The organism is Bradyrhizobium betae (assembly GCF_008932115.1).
GTDB lineage: Bacteria > Pseudomonadota > Alphaproteobacteria > Rhizobiales > Xanthobacteraceae > Bradyrhizobium > Bradyrhizobium betae.
The window spans coordinates 3,928,713-3,951,833 of record NZ_CP044543.1; the positions used below are offsets into that span (position 1 = coordinate 3,928,713).

Consider the following 23,121-nt stretch of genomic DNA (forward strand, 5'->3'; position numbering starts at 1 on the left):
GCGTCGGTCTATTCGGTCGCGATAGTGGGGCTGATATGGTTACCATTTCCCTTCAAACAATCGCCTCAAGGGTTAGTGGAAGGTTAACTCTTGGTAGTGGTCAAGACCGCAACAACCAAAGGGAGGGGCGAATAGCCGCGCCCGACCGGGATTCGGGGTATTTCGACACCGGAAATGCTTGTTTTGAGCGATTCTGCCGCGGGCAGGCGTTCCGCCTCCGCAGCGTCCAGATCGACCACGAGGCCTACGGTCGCATGCTCCACGAAGTCGCAGCGGCGGATCCCCAGTCCCCGGACCTCGATCAGGCCGGCCAGTCTCGGCGCGGGCCGGACCTCAATTTCATGGCCGACTGTCGCCAGATGGACACGGTCGTCCCCGACCAGAACGGCCGTTTCGACCATGCCGGCGCGCCCCGCCATGATCAAATCGAAGGCAAGGCGCGACTTTCCGGAGCCCGAGGGTCCGCGGATCAGCACGGCCAGAGGCCCCACCTTGACCGCGGAGGCGTGAACGCTGGGGCCGCCGTCGCTCGAGCTCCCTTGGCTCATAGCGCCGGCAGCCTCACCACGAAGCGCGCGCCGGCAACCGTCGGCGCGCCGTCCGCGTCCAGCGGGCCCGCACGGTTCTCGGCCCAGATGCGTCCGCCATGGGCATCGACGATCTGCTTGGAAATCGACAGGCCGAGGCCGGAGTTCTGGCCGAAGCCTTGATGCGGACGGTCGGTGTAGAAGCGCTCGAAGATGCGCTCCAGCGCGTCGTCGCGGATGCCGGGGCCATCGTCGTCGACCACGATCTCGATCTCGGAGCGGACGCGGCGGCAGGTGAGGCGCACCTTGCTGCCTGCTTCCGAGAAGGATTGCGCGTTGGAGATCAGGTTGGAAACCACCTGCCCGAGCCGCGAATCATGGCCGGTCACGGCGAAGGCGTCGGTTGGGCTGCGGCCCTCGAAGCGGGTCTCGACCGCGACGTCATGGCCGAGCTTGGTCTCGTTGGCGACGGACACGAGTGTCGTCAGCAGGCGGCGCAGGTCGACCGGGACCGCATCCTGGCGCTGCAATTCGGCGTCGAGGCGGCTGGCGTCGGAGATGTCCGAAATCAGCCGGTCCAGCCGCTTGACGTCGTGCTCGATCACCTCGAGCAGGCGGGCGCGGCTGTTCTCGTTGCGCGCCAGCGGCAGCGTCTCGACCGCGGAACGCAGCGAGGTCAGCGGATTCTTCAGTTCGTGCGCGACGTCGGCGGCGAACATTTCGATGGCTTCGATCCGGCTGTAGAGCGCGCTGGTCATGTCGCGCAGCGCGCCGGAAAGATGTCCGATCTCGTCGCGGCGGCGGGTGAAGTCGGGAATCTCGATGCGGGCCTTGATGCGGCGGCGAACGCTCTCGGCGCTGTCGGCAAGCCGGCGCACCGGTCCTGCGATCGTGCTGGCGAGCAGCAGCGACAGCATGATCATGACCGCGGCAGCGACGCCGCCGACCTTCAGGATGGCGAGGCGCTCGGCGGTGACCATCTGGTCGATGTCGTCGCCCTGGGTGGACAGCATCAGCGCGCCGTGGATGGCGCGCGAGCGCAGCACGGGGACCGCGACCGAGACGATTACCTCGCCGCGCGCATTGACCCGCACCATCGAGCGCTTCTGGCCCTGGAGCGCGTCACTGACTTCCGCATAGCCGTTGCCGTTCTCGGGCCCGAGCTCGCGATAGAGCGGCAGGTCGCCGCGGTTCAGCCATGTGCGCACCGCGACCATGCCGCGCTCGACGAAGCCGGGCTTGTCGGCCGGCGGCGGCAGGTTGAGGCGCAGCACGTTTTCGAGATTGCGGCTGTCGAGCAGCAGGCTGCCGTTCGGATCGTAGATGCGGGCGCGCGTCTTGGTCGGGGAGATCAGCGTGCGCAGCACGGGCGCCACGCGTTCCGGATTGATCGGAAAGTCCAGCGGCGAATACTCGTCCGGTCCGCCATAGGTCTCGCCCGGCTTGAGGTCGAGCAGCCGATCGGGATCGATGGTGATGGTGTTGGTCTGGACGGTCGCGGACGCCGCAATCGCGCCGGCGATGATTTCGGCCTGCACCAGCAGGCTCTGCGCGCGCGCGTCGATCAGGCCGGCGCGGAACTGCGACAGGTAGAGGATGCTCGCGACCAGCGCGACGAGACCGGCAAGGTTGAGCGAGACGATGCGGCGGGTCAGGCTCGAGAAGGACAGCGCGAAGAAGAACTGTCCGGCGCGCTTCAGCCAGTTCAGCGGTCGCCAGCCCTGCGCGGCCGGCCTGTCCTCGGCGACGTGCTCCAGACCGCCGTCGGATGCGACATCCCCGGCGCTCTGGTTCTCGTCAGGCTGCGTTCGGTCAAGCAATGCTCACGCCCGCGTTAGGACTTCTCGTGTGAAGGGTCCCCGCATCCTAGAGCATGATCCGGAAAAGTGTGCAGCGGTTTTCCGAAAAGATCATGCTCAAACTATCGAGCTATCCCGGTCCCGATGGAATCAGAACCGGCGATACTCTCGGTCTTTGGTGAAGGCGCGTGAGGCTCAGGCTTCCTTGAAGCGGTAGCCGACGCCGTACAGCGTCTCGATCATCTCGAACTCGTTGTCGACCACCTTGAACTTCTTGCGCAGCCGCTTGATGTGGCTGTCGATGGTGCGGTCGTCGACATAGACTTGGTCGTCATAGGCGGCGTCCATCAGCGCGTTGCGGCTCTTGACCACGCCGGGCCGGGTCGCCAGCGCCTGGAGGATCAGGAATTCGGTGACGGTCAGCGTCACCGGCTCGTTCTTCCAGGTGCAGGTATGGCGTTCCGGATCCATCCGCAGCAGGCCGCGGTCGAGCGCCTTGGCGTCGTTCTCCTTCGGAGCGACGGTCGGGTCCTTCGGCGCCGAGCGGCGCAGCACGGCCTTGACGCGCTCGACCAGCAGACGCTGCGAGAACGGTTTGCGGATGAAGTCGTCGGCGCCCATCTTGAGGCCGAACAGCTCGTCGATCTCTTCGTCCTTGGAGGTCAGGAAGATCACCGGCAGGTCGGACTTCTGCCTGAGACGACGCAGCGTCTCCATGCCGTCCATGCGCGGCATCTTGATGTCGAGGATGGCGAGATCGGGTTGAGTGGTACGGAAACCGTCAAGCGCGGAGGCGCCGTCCGTGTAGGTCATGATGCGGTAGCCTTCGGCCTCCAGCGCGATCGAGACGGATGTGAGAATGTTGCGGTCGTCGTCGACCAAAGCGATTGTGGGCATGAGCCTCTGCTTTCTGCTTTCCGTTTGGGTCGTGGCTTAAACGGCGAGCAATCCACTGATGCGCCGCATACATGGGTGCCGAATTTGGCGTTCGAACCTTGTCACCGAGCAATGCAAGCTGGGCTGAAGTGTGACCAAGTTCCACGAAACACGGCAGATTCGCCGCATGTCGACCCATAACCGGGCCCTCGTTTACCCGAAAAAAGGCCCTCCTTGCAACCACCCGAGCCGAGAAAGCCAATGCAACCGACCTCCGATTTCGACCCCGGAAAGCTCGCCAGATCGCTGCTCAGGCGGTCGCGCCAAGGTGCGCTGGCAACCCTGATGGCGGGCTCCGGCGATCCCTATTGTTCCTTGGTCAATCTGGCCAGCCACCCGGACGGCTCCCCGATCCTGCTGATCTCGGGATTGGCGGTCCACACCAGGAACATCCTCGCAGACAGCCGGGTCTCGCTCATGCTGGACGAGCGTGCGGCCGGCGATCCCCTCGAAGGCGCCCGGATCATGCTGTCCGGCCGGGCCGAACCGGCCGCAGCCGATAAGGAACTCCTCCAGCGGCGGTATCTCAATGCTCATCCTTCGGCTGAAGCCTTTGTATCGTTTAAGGATTTCTCCTTCTTCCGGATCCGGCCCACGGGCACCCATCTGGTCGCCGGCTTTGGCCGCATCGTCGACCTCAGGCCGGAGCAGTTCCTCACCGACCTCACCGCCGCCGAGGACCTGCTGGCGGCGGAGGAGGGCGCCGTCGAGCACATGAACGCCGACCACCGCGATGCCATGGGCCTCTATGCCACGAAGCTTCTTGGCGCGCCCGAGGGCGACTGGCGCTGCACCGGCTGCGACCCTGACGGTCTCGACATGCAGGACGGCCAGACCGCGCTGCGGCTGGACTTCCCGGAGCGCGTGACCAATGGCACGGCGCTACGAAAAATGCTGGTGCACCTCGTTGGCGAGGCACGCAAGACGGTGGACTGAAGCGCAACCCATTGAACGCTGCCGGCGATCGCTGCGACCCAAGACCGTAACCGCAATGGTCTCAAGGCGCGCAGCGAGAGGGTTCATGACACGTCGTCGTTTGACGCTGGTCGCGGGTTTGGCGCTCGCGATCACTGCATCGCTGGTCACGCCCGGTTTTGGCCAGAAGGGCAATCTCGCATCGGACAGCGCAAGGATCAACACGCTGAGAAGCGCCGGCAAATATTCGGAAGCTCTGCCGCTGGCGCAGGCCATGGTGGCGTCTCTCGAGAAGACCACCAACAATCGCGACCTCGCAGGCGCGCTCAACAATCTCGCGCAAATCCATGCCGACCAGGGCTACGACGACCAGGCCGAGCCGATCTACAAGCGCGCCATCGCGCTGATGGAAAAAGGGACGGGTCTCGACAGCGTCGAGATCGCACCGGTCCTGAACAACCTTGCTGCACTTTATCAGCGGCAGAGCCGGCTCACCGAGGCTGAGCCGCTGTTCAAGCGCGCGCTCGCTGTTCGCGAGAAGGCGCTGTCGCGCGAGCATCCCGATGTCGGCCAGTCGCTCAACAATCTCGGCACGCTCTATGTGAAGCAGCAGCACTATGCGGACGCGGAGCCCTTGTTTCAGCGAGCGCTTGCGATCTACCAGAAGGTCGGTGGCCCCGAGCATCCGGCCGTCGCGACCCTCCTGAACAATCTCGGTCAACTCTATCGCGATCTCAACCGCGACGCGGAGGCCGAAGCACCGATCAGGCGCTCGCTCGCGATCCGCGAAAAGGTGCTGGGGCCGGATCATCCCGACGTCGCCCGCTCGCTGAACAATCTCGCCGGCCTCTACGAGCACCAGCAGCGCTATGCCGATGCCGAGCCGCTCTATCGCCGCGCGCTTGCTATCCGCGAGCGGGCGCTCGGACCCGATCACCCCGATGTCGCAACCTCGACCAGCAACCTTGCTTATTTCCTCTACGCGTCAGGCCGGAACGCGGACGCGCTGCCTCTCGCGGAAAGAACCCTCCGCAATGACCGCGCACAGCTGCGTGTCGTGCTGCCGGTCCTGTTCGCCGCGCGGCAGCAACATCTGCTGCCCGACGACAAGGCGCTGGACGGCGCGCTCGCCGCGATCCAGCGCGGCACGCAATCCTCTGCCGCATCGGCCGTGAACAAGCTGGCCGTGCGCCTTGCTGCCGGCAGCGACCGGCTTGCCGAGCTGGTGCGCCGGGATCAGGACCTCGCGGCCGAGTCCGAGGCGCTCGACAAGGCGATCATCGTCGCGGTGTCGAAGCAGTCGGCCCAGCGCGATGTCCCGGCCGAGCAGCGCAGCCGTGCGCGGATCGCGACGATTGCGAACGAGCGTGCGGGCTTGCAGAAGACGTTCACCGTCGAGTTCCCGGACTACGCCTCGCTTTCCAATCCCCTGCCACTGGCCGTGAAGGACATCCAGCCGCTGCTGTCGGCCGACGAGGCGATGGTGCTCTTTTCCGTGGTCGACAAGCAGAGTCATGTCATCGCGATCACGCGCGAGGGTGTCGAGTGGAAGGAGATTCCGCTCGGCGCGGACGCGCTGGCGCAGAAGGTCACTGCGTTCCGCCGGGGACTCGATGTCGGCAAGGCGCGCGATGCGTCCGGCAAATCCGGATTGTTCGATCTTGCGCTCGCCAACGAGCTCTATGTCGCACTGCTCGGTCCGGTCGAGGCGCTGACGAAGGACAAGCGCAATTTGCTGGTGGTGCCGTCGGCCGCGCTGACCGCCTTGCCGTTTCACCTGCTCGTCACGGAGAAGCCGCAGGCTGCGATCCCGGATACGCTCGATGGCTATCGCGGCGCCGCCTGGCTGCTGCGGCGTCAGGCCGTGTCGGTGCTGCCGTCGGTGGTCAGCCTGAAATCGCTGCGTGCCTTCGCGCGGAGGGACCAGGGCGTGAAGCCGATGACCGGCTTTGGCGATCCCGTGTTCAATCCGGCGCTGGAGGGGCCGGCCGATCGCCGCGCAGCGAATGGAAAGGTTGCCGCGCGCAGCATCGTGACATCAGCCTATACCGACTTCTGGCGCGGTGCCGGCGTCGATCGCGCGCGGCTTGCGCAGGCGCTGCCGCAATTGCCGGATACCGCGGACGAGTTGAACGCGGTGGCCAAGGATGTCGGCGCGGCCGCGGCCGACATCCATCTCGGCCGCGATGCCAGCGAGACGACATTGAAGCGTGCAGCGCTTGCTCAATACAGCATCATCTACTTTGCCACCCACGGCCTCGTTGCTGGCGACATCAAGGGATTGGGCGAGCCTTCGCTGGCTCTCTCCATTCCCGAGCAGCCCACGGAGCTGGATGACGGCCTGCTCACGGCGAGCGAAGTCGCCCAGCTCAAGCTCAATGCGGATTGGGTTGTGCTGTCGGCCTGCAACACCATTGCCGGCGACATGCCCGGCGCTGAAGCCCTGTCGGGACTGGCGCGCTCGTTCTTCTACGCCGGCGCTCGCGCGCTGCTGGTCTCGCATTGGGCTGTGGACTCGGAAGCTGCCACACGCTTGACCACCTCGACTTTCGAGCTGCTCAAAAACGAACCAGAAATCGGCCGTGCCGAAGCCTTGCGCCGCGCGATGTTGGCGTATGTTGATGACACCTCGTCGCCGCGCAATGCTTACCCCGCGATGTGGGGACCGTTCGCACTGATCGGCGAAGGCGAGGTACGATAGCCCGGACGTGGATTGTGCGTCGCAATAATCTCGGGAAACGCCGAAACACGCATTTGGTTGCGCGATCATCCGTGATTTTTGGTGCAACTGCTCAGGGCTGACATGCGCGACGTTTGGCGCGGTCCTTGAATAAACCAAATCCTGCGGGATCAGCTTGGCAACGTCAGCGTTCACCGATATTAGGTCGTCCAACCGAGGCCGGACGGCCTGTAATTCACGGTGACCGCGATGGCGCCAAAGCCAGGTCGCGCTATGTGTCGCGGGTTCTAGGAGGATTTTTCGTGCAAGAGACGGGCGTGCGCAACGGTGCCTTCGGCGCCGACAAATTCGGCTTAAAGAATCTCAAGCAGGTTCACTGGAACCTAGGCGCACCGCAGCTCTATCAGTACTCGCTCGCCGCTGGCGAGGCGGTGCTGTCGGCTGACGGCGCGCTCTGCGCCGACACCGGCGAGTTCACCGGCCGCAGTCCGAAGGACAAGTTCACGGTGCGCGACGCCACCACCGACAAGAAGATGTGGTGGGCCGGCAACCAGTCGATCACCGCCGAGCAGTTCGAGACGCTCTACCAGGATTTCCTCAAGCACGCCGAAGGCAAGAAGCTGTTCGCGCAGGACCTCTATGGCGGCGCCGATCCGGCTTACCGGATCAAGACCCGCGTCTTCACCGAGCTCGCCTGGCACTCGCTGTTCATCCGCACGCTGCTGATCCGCCCCGAGGCGATCGAGCTGTCGACCTTCACGCCTGAGCTCACCATCATCGACATGCCGAGCTTCCGCGCCGATCCGAAGCGCCATGGCTGCAAGTCGGAAAACGTCGTCGCGATCGACTTCGCCCGCAAGATCGTGCTGATCGGCGGTTCCTATTATGCCGGCGAGATGAAGAAGTCGGTCTTCACCACGCTGAACTACTATCTGCCGGAGCGCGGCGTGATGCCGATGCACTGCTCGGCCAATGTCGGCGCCAAGGGCGACGCTGCGATCTTCTTCGGCCTCTCCGGCACCGGCAAGACCACGCTGTCGGCCGATCCCAACCGCACCCTGATCGGGGACGACGAGCATGGCTGGGGCCCGAACGGCGTCTTCAATTTCGAAGGCGGCTGCTACGCCAAGTGCATCAAGCTGTCGAAGGAAGCCGAGCCCGAGATTTTCGCGGCGTCGACGCGCTTCGGCGCGGTGCTCGAGAACTGCGTGCTCGACGAAGACACCCGCGTCGTGGATTTCGACGACGGCTCCAAGACCGAGAACACGCGTTCGGCGTACCCGCTCGACTTCATCCCGAACGCCTCGCGCACCGGCCGCGCGCCGCAGCCGAAGAACGTGGTGATGCTCGCCGCCGATGCCTTCGGCGTGCTGCCGCCGATCGCCAAGCTCACGCCGGCGCAGGCGATGTATCACTTCCTCTCCGGCTACACCGCCAAGGTCGCCGGCACCGAGCGCGGTCTCGGCAACGAGCCGCAGCCGGAATTCTCCACCTGCTTCGGCTCGCCCTTCCTGCCGCTCGATCCCAGCGTCTACGGCAACATGCTGCGCGACCTCATCGCCCAGCACAATGTCGACTGCTGGCTGGTCAACACCGGCTGGACCGGCGGCAAGTACGGCACTGGCTCGCGCATGCCGATCAAGGTGACGCGCGCGCTGCTCACCGCCGCGCTCGACGGTAGCTTGCGCAACGTCGAATTCCGCACCGACAAATATTTCGGCTTCGCGGTCCCGACCGCGCTGCCGGGCGTGCCGAGCGAGATCCTCAACCCGGTCAACACCTGGAAGGACAAGGACGAGTTCGACAAGACCGCCCGCGCCCTGGTAGGCATGTTCCAGAAGAACTTCGCCAAGTTCGAAGCCCAGGTGGATGCCGAAGTGCGCGCAGCCGCGCCGGACGTGAAGCTCGCGGCGGAGTGATTTCTCTCGCCTTTGTTTGAATGCAAAAGGGCGGCCGAGAGGCCGTCCTTTTTGTTTGTGCGCGCAGGCGCGAACCACACACGCGATGTCGTCCCCGCGTACGCGGGGACCCATAATCCCGGGGAGAAGTCGTAGCGCGAGCTGGCAACTCAAAGCCTTCGCCAAACACCATCCTGTGGTTATGGGTCCCGGATCTGCGCTCCGCTGCGCTTGTCCGGGACGACGAATGTGGCTACGCCTTGAAATACGCGATCTGCGTGGTCGTCGCGAGCAGCCTTCCGTTCGGCGACCACAGCTCGGCGTTCTGGTCGGCGTAGCTCTTGTGCATGATCTTCGAATCGGCCGTCGCGAGCACGCGGGTGATGTCCTCGGCGGCGAGCTCTTCGCTGTCGGTGTGGAAATACGTCGTCAGCGACACCGTGCCGAACGGCACCAGTTCGCGCCGGGCGTGGAAGATGCGGCCGAAGAAGGCGTCCGACATCGACATCAACGACAGCATGTCGAGCTTGCGCGGAGTGCGGTCGCTGATCCAGATCTTCGAATAGGTGCTGGCAAGTTCGGCCTGCGGCGGGCCGATCCGCATCTCGCCCTCGACGAAGCGGAATTCATACTGGTTGGCCCACGACGCCGAGATCTTCGGGAACGGCAGCGTCTGTTCGAACGGCTTTGCTTCAGGATATTGCGCCACCCTGTGCTCCCACGACGGTCGGCGCTCGGCGAACACGGCGGTGGCGAGCGTTGCGATCTCACCGCCGCCCTGCGACAGTTCGACGCTCCAGTGCTGGCTGGAGCGGTTGGCCTTCACCAGCCGGATGTCGAGATCGAATGGGCCCTTGGCGATCGGCGCGCAGTAATTGACGGTCAGCGCCAGCGGTTCGCCGGCGCGTTGCGGATGCTCGATCAGTGCACGCAGGATCGTCGCGGCCGTGATGCCGCCGAACGGGCCGACAAAGGCCCAGTAATCGTCGCTGGTGTGCCCCTGCCAGCTGCTGTCACCAGCGGTGATGCGGGTGGCGTCGTCGAAGGGGTGCGGGAGCTTGGCGTGCATTGTATTCCTCGATGCCGACCTTTCCGTCATTGCGAGCGCAGCGAAGCAATCCAGACTAGCTCCGTGGAAAGATTCTGGATTGCTTCGCTGCGCTCGCAATGACGGGTGGCGGAGATGACGAGGATCATATCATCATCCTCTCCGCGAGATGCAATAACCTCGCGGGTAACGCCGATTTCACGCCGCGGAAAATCAGCCCGCGACGTCGCGCAGATTCGGCAGCAGCGGCGTGGTCGGGTTCACCGGCACGGTCCAGATCTCTTCGGCGTATTCGCGGATGGTGCGGTCCGACGAGAACCACGCCATGCGCGCGACGTTGAGGATGGAGGCGCGCGTCCAGGCCGGCGCCACCTGCCAGCGGGCGTCGACGCTGCGCTGCGCTTCGTAATAAGAATCGAAGTCCGCGCTGACCATGTAATGGTCGAGATAACGCAGCGCATGCGCGATGGATTCGAAGCGGCCGGGATCGCCCGGCGAGAACTCGCCGGCACCGATCGCATTGATGGCGCGCTGGAGCTTCGGCGATTTGCGGATCACGTCGGAGGCATCCAGCCCCTGCTTGCGCCGGATCATGACGTCGCCGGCCTCCATGCCGAAGATCGCGATGTTCTCGGCGCCGACATGGTCGCGAATCTCGATGTTGGCGCCGTCGAGCGTACCGATGGTGAGGGCGCCGTTCAGTGACAGCTTCATGTTGCCGGTGCCCGAGGCTTCCATGCCGGCGGTCGAGATCTGCTCGGACAAATCGGCCGCGGGAATGATCACTTCCGCGAGGCTCACATTGTAATCGGGCAGGAAGACGACCTTGAGCTTGCCGCCGATCGCAGGGTCGTTGTTGACCACCTCAGCGACGTCGTTGATCAGCTTGATGATCAGCTTGGCGTAGCGATAGCTCGCCGCCGCCTTGCCCGCGAAGATCTTGACCCGCGGCACCCAATTGCCGTCGGGATCGTCCTTGATCGCCTGGTACAGCGCGACCGTCTCGATGATGTTCAGGAGCTGGCGCTTGTATTCGTGGATGCGCTTGATCTGCACGTCGAACAGCGCGCTCGGGTCGACCTTGATGCCGAGCCGTTCGCCGATCAGGCGCGCGAGCGCCGTCTTGTTGTGCAGCTTGACGCTGCGGAACTTCTTCTGGAATTCGACGTCGCTGGCGCGCGCCTCGATCAGGCTGAGCTGGGTGGGATCGTCGAGCACGGCGTCGCCGCAGGTCTCGCGCAACAGATCGGTCAGCTTCGGGTTTGCCAGCATCAGCCAGCGGCGGAAGGTGATGCCGTTGGTCTTGTTGGTGATGCGGCCGGGATAGAGATGGTTGAGATCGTGGAACACGGTCTCGCGCATCAGGTCCGAATGCATCGCCGAGACGCCGTTGATGCGGTGCGAGCCGACAAAGGCGAGCTGGCCCATGCGCACGCGGCGCCCGCTCTTCTCGTCGATCAGCGAAACCGAGGCCCGGAAATCGATGTCGCCGGGCGCGCGCGCCTCGGCGAGCGCGAGATGCTGCACGTTGATGCGATAGATGATTTCCAGGTGCCGCGGCAGCAGCCGCTCGAACAGCTCGACCGGCCAGGTCTCCAGCGCCTCGGGCAGCAGCGTGTGGTTGGTGTAGGAGAGGGTGGCGACCGTGATCTTCCAGGCTTCGTCCCAGCGGAAATTGTGGAGGTCGACGAGGATGCGCATCAATTCGGTGACGGCAAGGCTGGGATGGGTGTCGTTGAGCTGCACCGCGACCTTGGACGACAGGCTGCGCAGCTGGCCGTCGGACGACAGATGCCGCTTGATGAGATCCTGCAGCGAGGCCGAGACGAAGAAATATTCCTGGCGCAGGCGCAGCTCGCGCCCGGCGGGGCTCTCGTCGTTCGGATAGAGGAATTTGCAGATCGCCTCGGCGCGCGACTGCTCGGCGCTGGCGCTGACATAGTCGCCCTTGTTGAAGGCATCGAGCTTCAACGGATCGGGCGAGCGCGCCGACCACAGGCGGAGCGCATTGACGTGCTGACCGCGCCAGCCGACGATCGGCGTGTCATAGGCGATCGCCTGCACCGTCTCGCCCGGATGCCAGATCGCGCGGTCGCGGCCCTTGTCGTCGACATGCTCGACGCCGCCGCCGAAATTGATGTCGTAGATGACCTCCGGCCGCTGCAATTCCCAGGGATTGCCGAAGCCGAGCCATTCATCCGGATATTCCTGCTGCCAGCCCTGATTGATGATCTGGCGGAACAGGCCGTAATCGTAGCGTATGCCGTAGCCGATCGCGGGGATCGACAGCGTGGCCATGCTTTCCATGAAGCAGGCGGCGAGCCGCCCGAGGCCGCCATTGCCGAGCGCGGCATCAGGTTCGCATTTGCGGAGCTCAGGGAGCGAGACGCCGAGATCGCCGAGCGCGACCTCGAAGATCTTGAGCAGCCCCATGTTGTTGAGCGCGTCGGTGAAGAGGCGGCCGATCAGGAATTCGAGCGAGAGATAATAGACGCGCTTGCGCCCGGCGTCGTAGCTATGCTTCTCGACCGTGAGCCAGCGATGCACGATGCGGTCGCGCAGCGCGAGCGCCGCGGCTTGGTACCAGTCGTGCTTGGTTGCCATGCCCGCGTCCTTGCCGATGGCAAGGCGCAGCTTCGCCAGGATCGTGCCCTTGATCTCAGCCAGTGCGAGTTCGTCGATGGGCTGGCCGGGAGCTGGGAAATTTGGCTGGAACGATTGATCTTGCAAGGCCGTCACTTCCTGGTCGCGAGAACACCACTAACCCTACGCGTCTTGTAATCCTAAGCGTCTTGCCCCCGCACCGGAACCATCGCTGGTGCGGCCGTGCACTGCGCTGCCGTAAAATTATGCAAGGAATGGGCCGATTTGGGAACCCGGAAGCGTACGGAGAGACGCCGATTTGGCACGTCTGGGGCAGCTCGTGTCGGTGGTGAATTGACCAGCGCGCTGCGAAATCCTCGGGCCTGGTCGCAGGAGTCTGGCGTTACCTGACCACCAGGAGTCTGGCGTTACCTGACCACGCCCGACGTGAAGCCCGCCTTGCGGCGCGGCGGCTTGATTTCCTTTTTCAGGAAGCAGCGCGCTTCGCGCCCGGTGTAGCCGGGACGGGCATAGGTGAAGGCGCGGCATTTGTTGTCGGCGGTGCAGGCTGCCTTGCAGGCCTCTTCGCCTTCGCCGTCCTTGAGCTCGAAATTGCGCAGGTCCCCGCCTGGACGGTCGATCGACGTTTCCACGCCCTCGACCCGCGGCTCGATCACGCCGGCGCCGCGGACGCCGGAGATGCAGCAATTGCCCGGGACGCGCGGCGGCACCGTGTTCTTGAGCCAGCACACGGCCGAGCCGCCTTCAACATCGGGATAGCTGAAACTCCAGGCGCGACAGCGGCGATCGCGCTCACACTGCAGCGCGCAATCCTCGGGGTCACCTGAAGTGACCGGCGTGTTGAAATAGTCGCCGCCGGGCCGGTCGAACGCCGTCTGGGCGCGTGCGGGGTCGCTCGAAAACACGAGCGAGAGCAGCGTGGCGCAGGCCACGACGCTTGCCAAGAACTTTGCCGAGACCTTTGCCAAGAGCTTTGACATGTCAGCCCCAGGCAGGCGGCCCTTCCCCATCGGAACAGCTTTCGAGTTATTGACGGCGCTGAGTTTTTTCAGCCGGTCATTTGATCGCCGCAAACCTGTATGGGCGATGAACGGCTGAACTTCCGGGCGCCGGGACCCTAGAAAGCGTATTCCGCGTAGGCCGGTTCCACCGAGCCGTTCCAGGGCCCTTTGAACTTCTCCAGCATCTCCTCGGCCGGAGTCCGGCCGGAATCGATGATGCGGTCGAGCGGCTCCAGATGCCGGGTTTCGTCGCGGCCGAGCTGGTCGATCCGGCCGCGCCGGCGCAGGCCGGCATGGGCCAGGACGAGGCATTCCTTGGCGATCTCGAACAGGTAGCGGTCCTTGATCCGCGCCTTGAAGCCGAAGCGCGGCACGTCGTCGCGCAAGGCTTGCCGCTCGGGCGCGGTCCAGTGCTTCACCAGGTCCCAGGCGGCATCGAGCGACACGTCGTCGTAGAGCAGCCCGGCCCAGAACGCCGACAGCGCCGGCAACCGCTCCCACGGGCCACCATCGGAGCCGCGCATTTCCAGATAGCGCTTGAGACGCACCTCGGGGAAGATCGTCGAAAGATGGTTGGCCCAGTCCGACAGCGTCGGACGCTCGCCGGGCAAATTGTTGTTGCGGCCGTCGAAGAAGGCGCGGAACGAGGAGCCCGACACGTCGATGTAATCGTCGCCGCGCTTGACGAAATACATGGGCACGTCGAGCGCGTAGTCGACATAGCGCTCGAAGCCCATGCCGTCCTCGAACGCCCACGGCATCATGCCGGCGCGCGCATTGTCGGTATCGCGCCAGATCTCGGAGCGGAACGAGAGGAAGCCGTTCGGCTTGCCTTCGGTGAACGGCGAATTGGCGAACAAGGCGGTCGCGACCGGCTGCAGCGCGAGCGAGACGCGCAGCTTCTTGACCATGTCGGCTTCGGAGGAGAAGTCGAGATTGGTCTGCACCGTGCAGGTGCGGTACATCATGTCGAGGCCGTACTGGCCGACCTTCGGCATGTAGTTGGTCATGATCTTGTAGCGGCCCTTGGGCATCACGGGGATGTCGGCGCGCGACCAGGACGGCGTCATGCCAAGCCCGAGGAAGCCGATGCCGAGCGGGGTCGCGATCTCGCGCACCTGCGCCAGATGCGCCATCAGCTCGCTCTGGGTCTGGTGCACGTTCTCGACCGGCGCGCCGGAGAGCTCGAACTGTCCGCCGGGCTCGAGCGAGATCGCGCCGCCGCCGGTGACGTCGTAGAGGCCAATGATGTTGCCCTTCTCCATGATCGGCTCCCAGCCGAGCAGGAGCTTCATGCCTTCGAGCAGCGCGCCGATGCCGCGCGGACCTTCGTAAGGCACCGGCCGGTGGCCTTCGAGCGTGAACGGCGTCTTCTCGTGCTCGGTGCCCATGCGGAATTCGGACGGGTCCTTGCAGCCGGCCTCGAACCACGCGACGAGCTCGTCGCGCGATTGCAGCGGCGTCATATCGATCTGGTCTCGCGCCATATCAAACTCTAATCAAAAGGGCGCTTCGATCGAAGGCGCGCGGGTGACAGGGATGGTCCGCGAACCCATGGGGTGCGCGGACGTGCTGGTTGGCCGCGCGATCATCGCGGCGGCGAGGTTTCGTTGACGCTGGCGACGGGCGGCAGTTTCATCTCGCCGCACGAGCAGCCCAGGCGGTCGAGCAGACCGCTGAGCTTGACGGCATCAGCATCGGACAGTTTCGAGCCGACGTATTTCTCGATCGCGGCGGAATAGGCGCCCCACATCCGCTTCTGCAGCTCGCGGCCCGCTTCCGTGATCTCCACGAACTGGCCGCGCTTGTCGATCTTGCATTCGCGCCGGCAGGCGAGGCCCTCGTCGACCAGGCGGTCGATCAGGCGCGAGGTGGAATATTGCGGGATCAGCATCTGCCGCTCGAGCTCCACCGGCCGCAATTCGCCCGAGGGTGCCCGCGACAGTTCGAGCAGCGCGTCATACCAGGCCAGCGGCGGGAACCCCGCCTTCTTCAGGTCCTGCTCGACGCAATCGAGCACGCGACTCTGCACCCGCATCAGGCGGATCCAGGCGGAAGTTGCCTCGGTCGATGGCTTGCGTTTCATGGTCCCGCTCAAACTCGTCGCCCGTCTCTTACCCCACTCGATGCACCTGCATCAATCTTGACTATTGCATGCACGTGCATGTAGGCGTTTATTCGCTGCAACCAAGCGTCAAGGGGAGGAAATTCCATGAAACTCTATTACTCGCCCGGCGCCTGCTCCCTGTCCCCTCACACCGCGCTCCTGGAAGCCGGCCTGCCCTACGAACTGGTCAAGGTCGATATCCGGGCCAAGAAGCTCGAAAATGGTGAGGATTATCTGAAGCTGAACCCCAAAGGTCAGGTCCCCGCGCTGGGCCTCGACAGCGGTGAGATCGTGACCGAAGGTCCGGTCATTGTCCAGATGATCGCCGACAAGGCTGCGGCCAAGGCGCTGGCGCCCGCCCACGGCAGCGCCGAGCGCTACAAGCTGCTCGAATGGCTGAACTTCCTCACCTCGGAGGTGCACAAGAGCTTCGGTCCAATGTTCGCACCGGCGCTGAACGACGAGGCCAAGGCCTTCTTTAGGGATCGCGTCATGGGCAAGCTGAAATACATCGACAGCCAGCTCGCCGGCCGCGACTATCTCATGGGCAAGCAGTTCACGGTCGCGGACGGCTATTTCTTCACGATGCTGACCTGGGCCGACCGGATGAAGTTCGACTTCTCGGCGATGCCGAACCTCGCCGCCTATAAGGCCCGCGTCGCCGCGCGCCCGCAGGTGCAGGAAGCGCTGAAGAAGGAAGGGCTGGCGCAGGCTGCCTGAACTGCGAGCGCAATCGATCGTCGAAAGGGCCGGGTCGACGGATCCGGCCCCTTATTTGCCGCGGGACGGCACGGGGTGCTGAACCCATTTCGCCGGATCGCCGTACCCGACTTATGAACTACTGTTCGCCAAATGTAAGTAGTGCTGTCTTGTCAGTACTCGCAAAGCGGGCGAGCTTGCTGGATCTGTTGAGGACTTGTTTGGACTCTCTTCGGAGTTGAACTTGACGATTGCCTCCGTCCTGATCGTTGCAAGTGGGGTGGTGGGAATAGCCACAGGTTACGTTTTCAGGATCTGGGCGCTGGTCCTGATCTCTCCGATCATCGCAATTCTTTCCGCGATTGTTCTTCGCGCTTACGATTTCGGAATGCTGACGGGCGTGACCGTCATTGCCGCCTGCCTTGCCGTCTGCCAACTCGCGTACTTCGCGGCAACGTATCTGCTGCACGCGCGCGAGGCCTCACCCCATGATGAAGTCGACGGCCAGCCAGGCGAGATAGGCGAGCAGAAAATCCGCAGCCAGCACAAGTGACGCCAGAGCCGTCCAAAGCACCGGTCCCTTGCGACGCAGGCGAGCCGGCTTCTGCTGCGAGGGGCGGCCGGTCGCAGACGCAACGGCATAATTGTTGGCAAGATCGCGATCGAGCGCGGTCTTCCGCAGCACCAACGAGTTCATCAAGGACACTTTCTTGTTTTGTCTTCAACTCGCCGATCGATCGGCAAGCGTCCCAACGCGATTCACGACCCCGACCCGCAGCAAGGCGAATGCCGGGGCCGAGCGACAGAACGACGCTGCTTTGACGCGCCTATGAGATTGCGCGACACCGCGGCAGTGGAACTCTGACACGGTTCCTAAGCGGATCTTGTGATCGGTTCCACAACCGGGAATATATCTGACGCAACCGTGATGACATTGCGCAAAAGAAAAAGGTCGGATCGATGATCCGGCCTTCGCAATTTCGTTCGCTGCGAGCTCCGACGATCAGGCCGCCGCCTTCTTCGGCGCGAAGCGGCCGTAGAAGGTTTCGCCCTTCGTGGCCATCTCCTCGAGCAGTTTCGGCGGGGTGAAGCGCGAGCCGTATCTTGCTTCCAGCTTGTGGCAGAGCTCGACGAACTTCTTCGTGCCCATGAAGTCGATGTAGGACAGCGTGCCGCCGGTGAACGGCGCGAAGCCGAAGCCGAGGATCGAGCCGACATCCGCCTCACGCGGATCGGTGATGACGTGGTCTTCCACGGTACGCGCGGCTTCCACCGCCTGCACCACCAGGAAGCGCTGCTTCAGCTCCTCGATGTCGAGCGTATCGGGGTCGAGCTGCTTCGGCTGCAGAGCCGAGAGGCCCGGCCACAGGCTCTTCTGGCCCTTGCCCTTCTCGGGGTAGTCGTAGAAGCCCTTGCTGTTCTTGCGGCCCAGACGGCCCTGTTTCTCGACCAGCTCCACCATCAGCTTCTTCTGATCGGGGTTGATGGCGTTGGGGCCGAGATCGGCTTCCGTCGCCTTCATGATCTTGAGGCCGAGGTCGAGCGCGACCTCATCCGAGAGCGAGAGCGGGCCGACCGGCATGCCGGCCATCTTGGCGCAGTTCTCGATCATCGCCGGCGGCACGCCTTCGAGGAACATCTCGTTGCCCTCGGCGACGTAGCGGCCGACGCAGCGATTGGCGAAGAAGCCGCGGCTGTCGTTCACCACGATCGGCGTCTTGCCGATCTGCCGGACGTAGTCGAGCGCGGTCGCGAGCGCGACATCGCCGGTGTTCTTGCCCTTGATGATCTCGACCAGCATCATCTTCTCGACCGGGGAGAAGAAGTGGATGCCGACGAACTTGCCCTGGTCCTTGAAGGCTTCGGCCAGCGAGGTGATCGGCAGCGTCGAGGTGTTCGACGCGAAGATCACGTCCGGCTTCATGTGCTCCTGTGCCTTGGCGAAGGTCTCCGCCTTGACCTTGCGGTCCTCGAACACGGCCTCGATGACGAGGTCGACGTCCTTCAGCGCGGCGTAGTCCGCGGTCGGCGTGATGCGCGCGAGCAGGGCTTCTGCATCGGCGGGCTTGGCGCGGCCCTTCTTGATCTGCTCCTCGATCACCTTCTGCGCATGCGCCTTGCCCTTGTCGGCGCTTTCCTGGTCGCGGTCGATCAGCACGACGTCGAGGCCGGCGCGGGCCGAGACGTAGCCGACACTCCCGCCCATGAAGCCGGCGCCGATCACGGCGATCTTCTTCACCTTGGTTGCGGGTACGTCCTTCGGACGGCGCGCGCCCTTGTTGAGCTCCTGCATCGACAGGAACAGGCTGCGAATCATCGCGGCCGCTTCCTTCGAGCGCAGGACCGAGGTGAAGTAGCGCGACTCGACGCGGAGCGCCGCGTCGATCGGCAACTGCAGGCCTTCATAGACGCAGCTCATGATGGCGCGCGCGGCCGGATAGTTGTCGTAGGTCTCGCGGCGATAGATCGCATTGCCGGCCGGGAACATCATCATGCCGGCCTTGGAGAACACCGGACCGCCCGGCAGCTTGAAGCCCTTCTCGTCCCAGGGCGCGACGGCCTTGCCGCCGCCCTTGATCCAGTCCTTGGCGGCCTTGACGAGGTCGGCGGCGGGAACAACGGCGTGAATGAGGTTCAGCGCCTTCGCCTTCTCGACCGTAACCGGGTCGCCCTTGAGCAGGATCGTCATGGCGTCCTGCGGCGGCACCAGGCGCGGCACGCGCTGCGTGCCGCCCGCGCCGGGGAACAGGCCGACCTTGACCTCGGGCAAGCCGAGGCGGGTCTTGGGATTCTCCGCCGCCACGCGATAGTGGCAGCACAGCGTGATCTCGAAGCCGCCGCCGAGCGCGAGCCCGTTGATCGCGGCCGCCCACGGCTTGCCGGAGGTCTCGATCGAACGCAGCACCAGCGAGAAGCGCCGGCTCTGGTCGAACAACATCTGGTTCGCGGCGGTCTCGCCTTGCTCCCCAAAGACCTTGGCGTAGGCCTGGTTCATGCCTTCGAGCATCGACAGGTCGGCGCCGGCGCAGAACGCTTCCTTGGCGGAGGTGATGACGACGCCCTTCACCGCGGCATCAGCCGTGGTTTCCTTGACGATCGCGTCGAGCTCGTTGGTCGAGGTTTCGTCCAGCACGTTCATCGAACGGCCCGGGATGTCCCAGGTGACGAGCGCGATACCGTCGGAATCGGTCTCAACCTTGAAGTTCTTGTAAGCCATGTGGTGCTCCCTCGGTGCCGGCAGCCAGTGTTCGGCGCGGCGGTTGATCGTGATCTCGTAGGGTGGGTTAGCGAAGCGTAACCCACCACCTTATTCGCCGCGGCATGGTGGGTTACGCCTTCGGCTAACCCACCCTACGGCAGCTTCTTAGACGCGCTCGATGATGGTAGCGGTGCCCATGCCGCCGCCGATGCACAGCGTCACAAGGGCCGTGGATTTGTTGGTGCGCTCGAGCTCGTCGAGCACGGTGCCCAGGATCATCGCGCCGGTGGCGCCGAGCGGATGGCCGAGCGCGATTGCGCCGCCATTGACGTTGATCTTGGCGTTGTCGATGTCGAAGGCCTGGATGTAGCGCAGCACGACGGAGGCGAAGGCCTCGTTGAGCTCGAACAGGTCGATGTCCGACTTCTTCATGCCGGAGCGTGCGAACAGCTTCTCGGTGACGTCGACCGGGCCGGTCAGCATCATCGCCGGCTCGGAGCCGATGTTGGCGAAGGCGCGGATCCTGGCGCGTGGCTTCAGGCCGTACTTGCCCGCCGCTTCCTTGCTGCCGAGCAACACGGCGCCGGCGCCGTCGACGATGCCCGAGGAGTTGCCGGCGTGGTGTACGTAATTGACGCGCTCGATCTCCGGATGCGACTGAACGGCGACGCCGTCGAAGCCGCCCATCTGCGCCATCATCGTGAACGCCGGCTGCAGCTGCGCCAGCGACTGCATCGTCGTCGAGGGACGCATGTGCTCGTCCTTGGCGAGGATGGTGAGGCCGTTGATGTCCTTGACCGGCACCACGGACTTGTTGAAGCGGCCCTCGTCCCAGGCCTTGGCTGCGCGCTGCTGGCTCTGCACCGCGTAGGCGTCGACGTCGTCCCGGGAGAAGCCGTATTTGGTGGCGATCAGGTCGGCCGAGATACCCTGCGGCATGAAATAGGACGGCACCGCCATCGACGGATCCATCGGCCAGGCGCCGCCGGAGGCGCCGATGCCGACGCGGCTCATCGATTCGGCGCCGCCGCCGATGACCAGCTCATGCTGGCCGCTCATCACCTGGGCTGCGGCAAAGTTCACGGCGTCGAGGCCGGAGGCGCAGAAGCGGCTGATCTGTACGCCGGGAACGGCTTCACCGAGACCGGCCTTGAGCGCTGCAAAGCGCGCGATGTCCGAGCCGGCTTCACCGACCGGATCGACCACGCCGAGGATGACGTCGTCGACGGAATCTTCCGGCAGGTTGTTGCGGTCCTTCAGCGCCTTCAGCGGCACGGTGGCGAGCGCGAGCGCGGTCACCTCGTGCAGCGCGCCGTCGGCCTTGCCGCGGCCGCGAGGGGTGCGGACGTGATCGTAGATATAGGCATCTGCCATGGGAGCCTCCTGATTGCAGCGATTGGTTGCGACCGCGACGCGATCGAGATTGTTAGGGGAAGCGAAAATCCTCAGAAAGCTTCCGCCGGCAATTCCATGATGGTGGCGGAGCCGGCCTGGATGCGCGCGAGATTGGCGGCGGTCTCGGGCAGCATCCGCTCCATGAAGAAGCGGCCGGTGACGAGCTTGGTCGAGAGATAGGGCGTGGCCCCGCTCTCGGCAATCTTGGCCTGGGTCACCTTCGCCATCTTCGCCCACATGTAGCCGAGGGCGACGAAGCCGAAGAGGTGCAGGTAATCGGTTGCGGCTGCTCCCGCATTGTCCGGCTTCATCATCGCGTTCTGCATCAGCCAGGTGGTGGCCTGCTGGAGGTGACCCAGCGAAGCCGACAGCGGGGCGATGAAGGGCTTCAGCGCTTCGTCGCCGCCGTTCTCCTTGGCGAAGGCCATGACCTCGCCGAAGAACGCCATGACGGCGCGGCCACCGTCGCGCGGCAGCTTGCGGCCGACGAGGTCGAGCGCCTGGATACCGTTGGCGCCTTCATAGATCATCGCAATGCGCGCATCGCGCACGAACTGCTCCATGCCCTGCTCGGCGATGTAGCCGTGGCCGCCATACATCTGCTGCGCCTGCACCGCGTTGGCGAAGCCGTACTCGGTGAGGAAGCCCTTCAGCACCGGCGTCATCAGGCCCATGTGGTCGTCGGCGGCCTGGCGGTCCTTGGCATCCTCGGAGCGATGGGCAACGTCGCTTTTCAGCGCAGTCCACATCACGAAGGCGCGCGCGGCCTCGTTGAAGGCGCGGATCGAGAGCAGCGTGCGGCGCACGTCGGGATGCACGATGATCGGGTCGGCCGCCTTGTCCGGCGCCTTGGCGCCGGTGAGCGAACGGCCCTGGATGCGCTCGCGGGCATAGGCGACCGCGTTCTGATAGGCGACCTCGGACTGCGCGAGGCCCTGAACCGCAACGCCGAGACGGGCCTCGTTCATCATCACGAACATGCCCTGCATGCCCTTGTTCTCTTCGCCGATCAGCCAGCCGGTGGCGTTGTCGTAGTTCATCACGCAGGTGGAATTGCCGTGGATGCCCATCTTGTGCTCGATCGAGCCGCAGACCACGCCGTTGCGTGCGCCGACCGAACCGTCGGCATTGACCAGGAATTTCGGCACCACGAACAGCGACACGCCCTTGATGCCGGCCGGCGCGCCCTCGATGCGGGCGAGCACGAGGTGAATGATGTTGGGAGCAAGGTCATGCTCGCCGGCCGAGATGAAGATCTTGGTGCCTGATATCTTGAAGCTGCCGTCGGCCTGGCGCACCGCCTTGGTGCGGAGCATGCCGAGGTCGGTGCCGCATTGCGGCTCGGTCAGGTTCATGGTGCCGGTCCACTCGCCCGCCACCATCTTCGGCACGTAGGTCTGCTTCTGCTCGGGCGAGCCATGAACGATCAACGCCGCGGTCGCGCCCATGGTGAGGCCGCCATACATCGAGAACGCCATGTTGGCCGAGCACTGGAATTCATTGACCGCCTGGCTCAGCGTGACGGGGAGCCCCTGGCCGCCATATTCCGTCGGCGCCGACAGACCGAGCCAGCCGCCTTCGGCAACTTGCCTGAACGCGTCCTTGAAACCGTTCGGCGTGGTGACGCTGCCGTCATCGGCGCGCTTGCAGCCTTCGAGATCGCCCACACGATTCAGCGGCTGCAGCACTTCTTCGGAGAGCTTGGCCGCTTCGCCGAGGATGGCTTCACGCACGTCGCTCGACGCGTCGGAGAAGCCGGCGAGGTTGTCGTAGCGGTCGATCTGGAAGACGTCGTTGAGCAGGAAGTTCACGTCTTCGACGGGGGCTTTGTAGATCGGCATGGTGGTCTCCCGGCAGGCGGTCTGATGATATTTGGCTTAGGATTGGGCGGCGGCAAGCTGCTCCGCCATCAGGCGGTGCAGCATGTTGATCGCCTTGAGCGGACGCACCATCACCTTGAAATTCGTGATGCGTCCCTCGGAATCGAAGGTGATGATGTCGACGCCGTTGATCTCGATGCCGTCGATCATGGTCTTGAACTCGAGCACCGCGCCGTTGGCGCTTGTCCACTCGCCGACATAGGTGAAGCCGGGACCGCCGAGCACCTTCTCGGCGCTGGCGAGGTATTTGAAGGTGATGTCGCGGCCGCGCTGCGGCGAGTGCACCACGGGGCTTTCGAACACGGCGTCAGGATGCAGCAAGTCCCAGAGCGCTTTGGCATCATGGGACTTCATGAAGGCGTACCAGGAATCGAGGCCGGTCATTGTCAGGATGCCTCCCTAGATCAAAGGCCTTGGCAAAATGCTCGAAAAC

16 protein-coding genes and 1 pseudogene are annotated in these 23,121 nt (G+C 64.4%); 5 read left to right on the forward strand and 12 right to left on the reverse strand.

Annotated elements, in window-relative coordinates; all coding sequences use genetic code 11:
• Positions 1 to 65 precede the first annotated feature (65 nt).
• From F8237_RS18720 to F8237_RS18730, 3 genes and pseudogenes are all read right to left on the reverse strand, one after another.
• A pseudogene (locus tag F8237_RS18720) lies at positions 66 to 548 on the reverse strand (HPr kinase/phosphorylase).
• Positions 545 to 2,347: a sensor histidine kinase gene (locus F8237_RS18725; RefSeq protein ID WP_162006114.1), complete on the reverse strand. Its 1,803-nt coding sequence runs from the start codon at positions 2,345 to 2,347 to the stop codon at positions 545 to 547. Before F8237_RS18725 ends, F8237_RS18720 begins: the two are co-directional and overlap by 4 nt.
• A 174-nt stretch (positions 2,348 to 2,521) precedes the next feature.
• A complete protein-coding gene (locus tag F8237_RS18730) occupies positions 2,522 to 3,223 on the reverse strand; it encodes a response regulator transcription factor (protein WP_008542552.1) in 702 nt (233 codons plus the stop codon).
• 240 nt (positions 3,224 to 3,463) lie between these two features.
• Here F8237_RS18730 and F8237_RS18735 point away from each other — a divergent pair, with 240 nt between their 5' ends.
• From F8237_RS18735 to F8237_RS18745, 3 genes are all read left to right on the forward strand, one after another.
• Positions 3,464 to 4,198 (forward strand): HugZ family pyridoxamine 5'-phosphate oxidase, encoded by a 735-nt coding sequence (locus tag F8237_RS18735; RefSeq protein WP_151646791.1) that lies wholly within the window; start codon positions 3,464 to 3,466, stop codon positions 4,196 to 4,198.
• A gap of 85 nt (positions 4,199 to 4,283) precedes the next feature.
• Positions 4,284 to 6,878 (forward strand): CHAT domain-containing protein, encoded by a 2,595-nt coding sequence (locus F8237_RS18740; protein ID WP_162006115.1) that lies wholly within the window; start codon positions 4,284 to 4,286, stop codon positions 6,876 to 6,878.
• A 281-nt stretch (positions 6,879 to 7,159) separates the two neighbouring features.
• Positions 7,160 to 8,776 carry a phosphoenolpyruvate carboxykinase gene (locus tag F8237_RS18745; RefSeq protein ID WP_151646793.1) on the forward strand — a complete coding sequence of 539 codons (1,617 nt, stop codon included), beginning with the start codon at positions 7,160 to 7,162 and terminating at the stop codon, positions 8,774 to 8,776.
• A gap of 232 nt (positions 8,777 to 9,008) precedes the next feature.
• Here F8237_RS18745 and F8237_RS18750 read toward each other — a convergent pair whose 3' ends face one another.
• The 5 genes from F8237_RS18750 to F8237_RS18770 all read right to left on the reverse strand — a co-directional run bounded on the left by F8237_RS18750 (position 9,009) and on the right by F8237_RS18770 (position 15,494).
• On the reverse strand, positions 9,009 to 9,824 hold the full coding sequence (locus F8237_RS18750) for an acyl-CoA thioesterase (protein WP_151646795.1): 816 nt from the start codon (positions 9,822 to 9,824) through the stop codon (positions 9,009 to 9,011).
• Positions 9,825 to 10,016: 192 nt separating this feature from the next.
• The gene (locus F8237_RS18755) at positions 10,017 to 12,533 is read right to left on the reverse strand and encodes a glycogen/starch/alpha-glucan phosphorylase (protein ID WP_162006116.1); all 2,517 of its coding nucleotides are present in this window, start codon (positions 12,531 to 12,533) and stop codon (positions 10,017 to 10,019) included.
• Positions 12,534 to 12,814: 281 nt separating this feature from the next.
• Positions 12,815 to 13,417, reverse strand: a complete 603-nt coding sequence (locus F8237_RS18760; RefSeq protein WP_151646799.1) for a PAN domain-containing protein — start codon at positions 13,415 to 13,417, stop codon at positions 12,815 to 12,817.
• A gap of 107 nt (positions 13,418 to 13,524) precedes the next feature.
• Complete coding sequence (locus F8237_RS18765; protein WP_151646801.1) at positions 13,525 to 14,895, reverse strand: glutamate--cysteine ligase; 1,371 nt, start codon at positions 14,893 to 14,895, stop codon at positions 13,525 to 13,527.
• 101 nt (positions 14,896 to 14,996) lie between these two features.
• Positions 14,997 to 15,494 carry a MarR family winged helix-turn-helix transcriptional regulator gene (locus F8237_RS18770; RefSeq protein ID WP_151646803.1) on the reverse strand — a complete coding sequence of 166 codons (498 nt, stop codon included), beginning with the start codon at positions 15,492 to 15,494 and terminating at the stop codon, positions 14,997 to 14,999.
• A 126-nt stretch (positions 15,495 to 15,620) separates the two neighbouring features.
• On the opposite strand from F8237_RS18770, the gene gstA reads away from it, so the two are divergent.
• Positions 15,621 to 16,235, forward strand: coding sequence for a glutathione transferase GstA (gstA, locus tag F8237_RS18775; protein WP_151646804.1), 615 nt, complete (start codon positions 15,621 to 15,623; stop codon positions 16,233 to 16,235).
• Positions 16,236 to 16,458: 223 nt separating this feature from the next.
• Positions 16,459 to 16,767, forward strand: a complete 309-nt coding sequence (locus F8237_RS18780) for a hypothetical protein (protein WP_151646806.1) — start codon at positions 16,459 to 16,461, stop codon at positions 16,765 to 16,767.
• Positions 16,768 to 17,217: 450 nt separating this feature from the next.
• Here F8237_RS18780 and F8237_RS18790 read toward each other — a convergent pair whose 3' ends face one another.
• From F8237_RS18790 to F8237_RS18805, 4 genes are all read right to left on the reverse strand, one after another.
• Positions 17,218 to 19,431, reverse strand: a complete 2,214-nt coding sequence (locus tag F8237_RS18790; protein ID WP_151646809.1) for a 3-hydroxyacyl-CoA dehydrogenase NAD-binding domain-containing protein — start codon at positions 19,429 to 19,431, stop codon at positions 17,218 to 17,220.
• A gap of 147 nt (positions 19,432 to 19,578) precedes the next feature.
• Complete coding sequence (locus tag F8237_RS18795; RefSeq protein ID WP_151646811.1) at positions 19,579 to 20,787, reverse strand: acetyl-CoA C-acetyltransferase; 1,209 nt, start codon at positions 20,785 to 20,787, stop codon at positions 19,579 to 19,581.
• A 71-nt stretch (positions 20,788 to 20,858) separates the two neighbouring features.
• Positions 20,859 to 22,649, reverse strand: a complete 1,791-nt coding sequence (locus F8237_RS18800) for an acyl-CoA dehydrogenase C-terminal domain-containing protein (protein WP_151646813.1) — start codon at positions 22,647 to 22,649, stop codon at positions 20,859 to 20,861.
• Between the two features lie 36 nt (positions 22,650 to 22,685).
• On the reverse strand, positions 22,686 to 23,072 hold the full coding sequence (locus F8237_RS18805; protein WP_151646815.1) for a nuclear transport factor 2 family protein: 387 nt from the start codon (positions 23,070 to 23,072) through the stop codon (positions 22,686 to 22,688).
• Positions 23,073 to 23,121 lie beyond the last annotated feature (49 nt).

Bases quoted from the DNA above. Each gene is read 5' to 3' on its own strand.
- F8237_RS18730 (WP_008542552.1), bottom strand. From the start codon at position 3,223: ATGCCCACAATCGCTTTGGTCGACGACGACCGCAACATTCTCACATCC.
- F8237_RS18735 (WP_151646791.1), top strand. From the start codon at position 3,464: ATGCAACCGACCTCCGATTTCGACCCCGGAAAGCTCGCCAGATCGCTG.
- F8237_RS18740 (WP_162006115.1), top strand. From the start codon at position 4,284: ATGACACGTCGTCGTTTGACGCTGGTCGCGGGTTTGGCGCTCGCGATC.
- F8237_RS18750 (WP_151646795.1), bottom strand. From the start codon at position 9,824: ATGCACGCCAAGCTCCCGCACCCCTTCGACGACGCCACCCGCATCACC.
- F8237_RS18760 (WP_151646799.1), bottom strand. From the start codon at position 13,417: ATGGGGAAGGGCCGCCTGCCTGGGGCTGACATGTCAAAGCTCTTGGCA.
- F8237_RS18765 (WP_151646801.1), bottom strand. From the start codon at position 14,895: ATGGCGCGAGACCAGATCGATATGACGCCGCTGCAATCGCGCGACGAG.
- F8237_RS18770 (WP_151646803.1), bottom strand. From the start codon at position 15,494: ATGAAACGCAAGCCATCGACCGAGGCAACTTCCGCCTGGATCCGCCTG.
- gstA (WP_151646804.1), top strand. From the start codon at position 15,621: ATGAAACTCTATTACTCGCCCGGCGCCTGCTCCCTGTCCCCTCACACC.
- F8237_RS18790 (WP_151646809.1), bottom strand. From the start codon at position 19,431: ATGGCTTACAAGAACTTCAAGGTTGAGACCGATTCCGACGGTATCGCG.
- F8237_RS18795 (WP_151646811.1), bottom strand. From the start codon at position 20,787: ATGGCAGATGCCTATATCTACGATCACGTCCGCACCCCTCGCGGCCGC.
- F8237_RS18800 (WP_151646813.1), bottom strand. From the start codon at position 22,649: ATGCCGATCTACAAAGCCCCCGTCGAAGACGTGAACTTCCTGCTCAAC.
- F8237_RS18805 (WP_151646815.1), bottom strand. From the start codon at position 23,072: ATGACCGGCCTCGATTCCTGGTACGCCTTCATGAAGTCCCATGATGCC.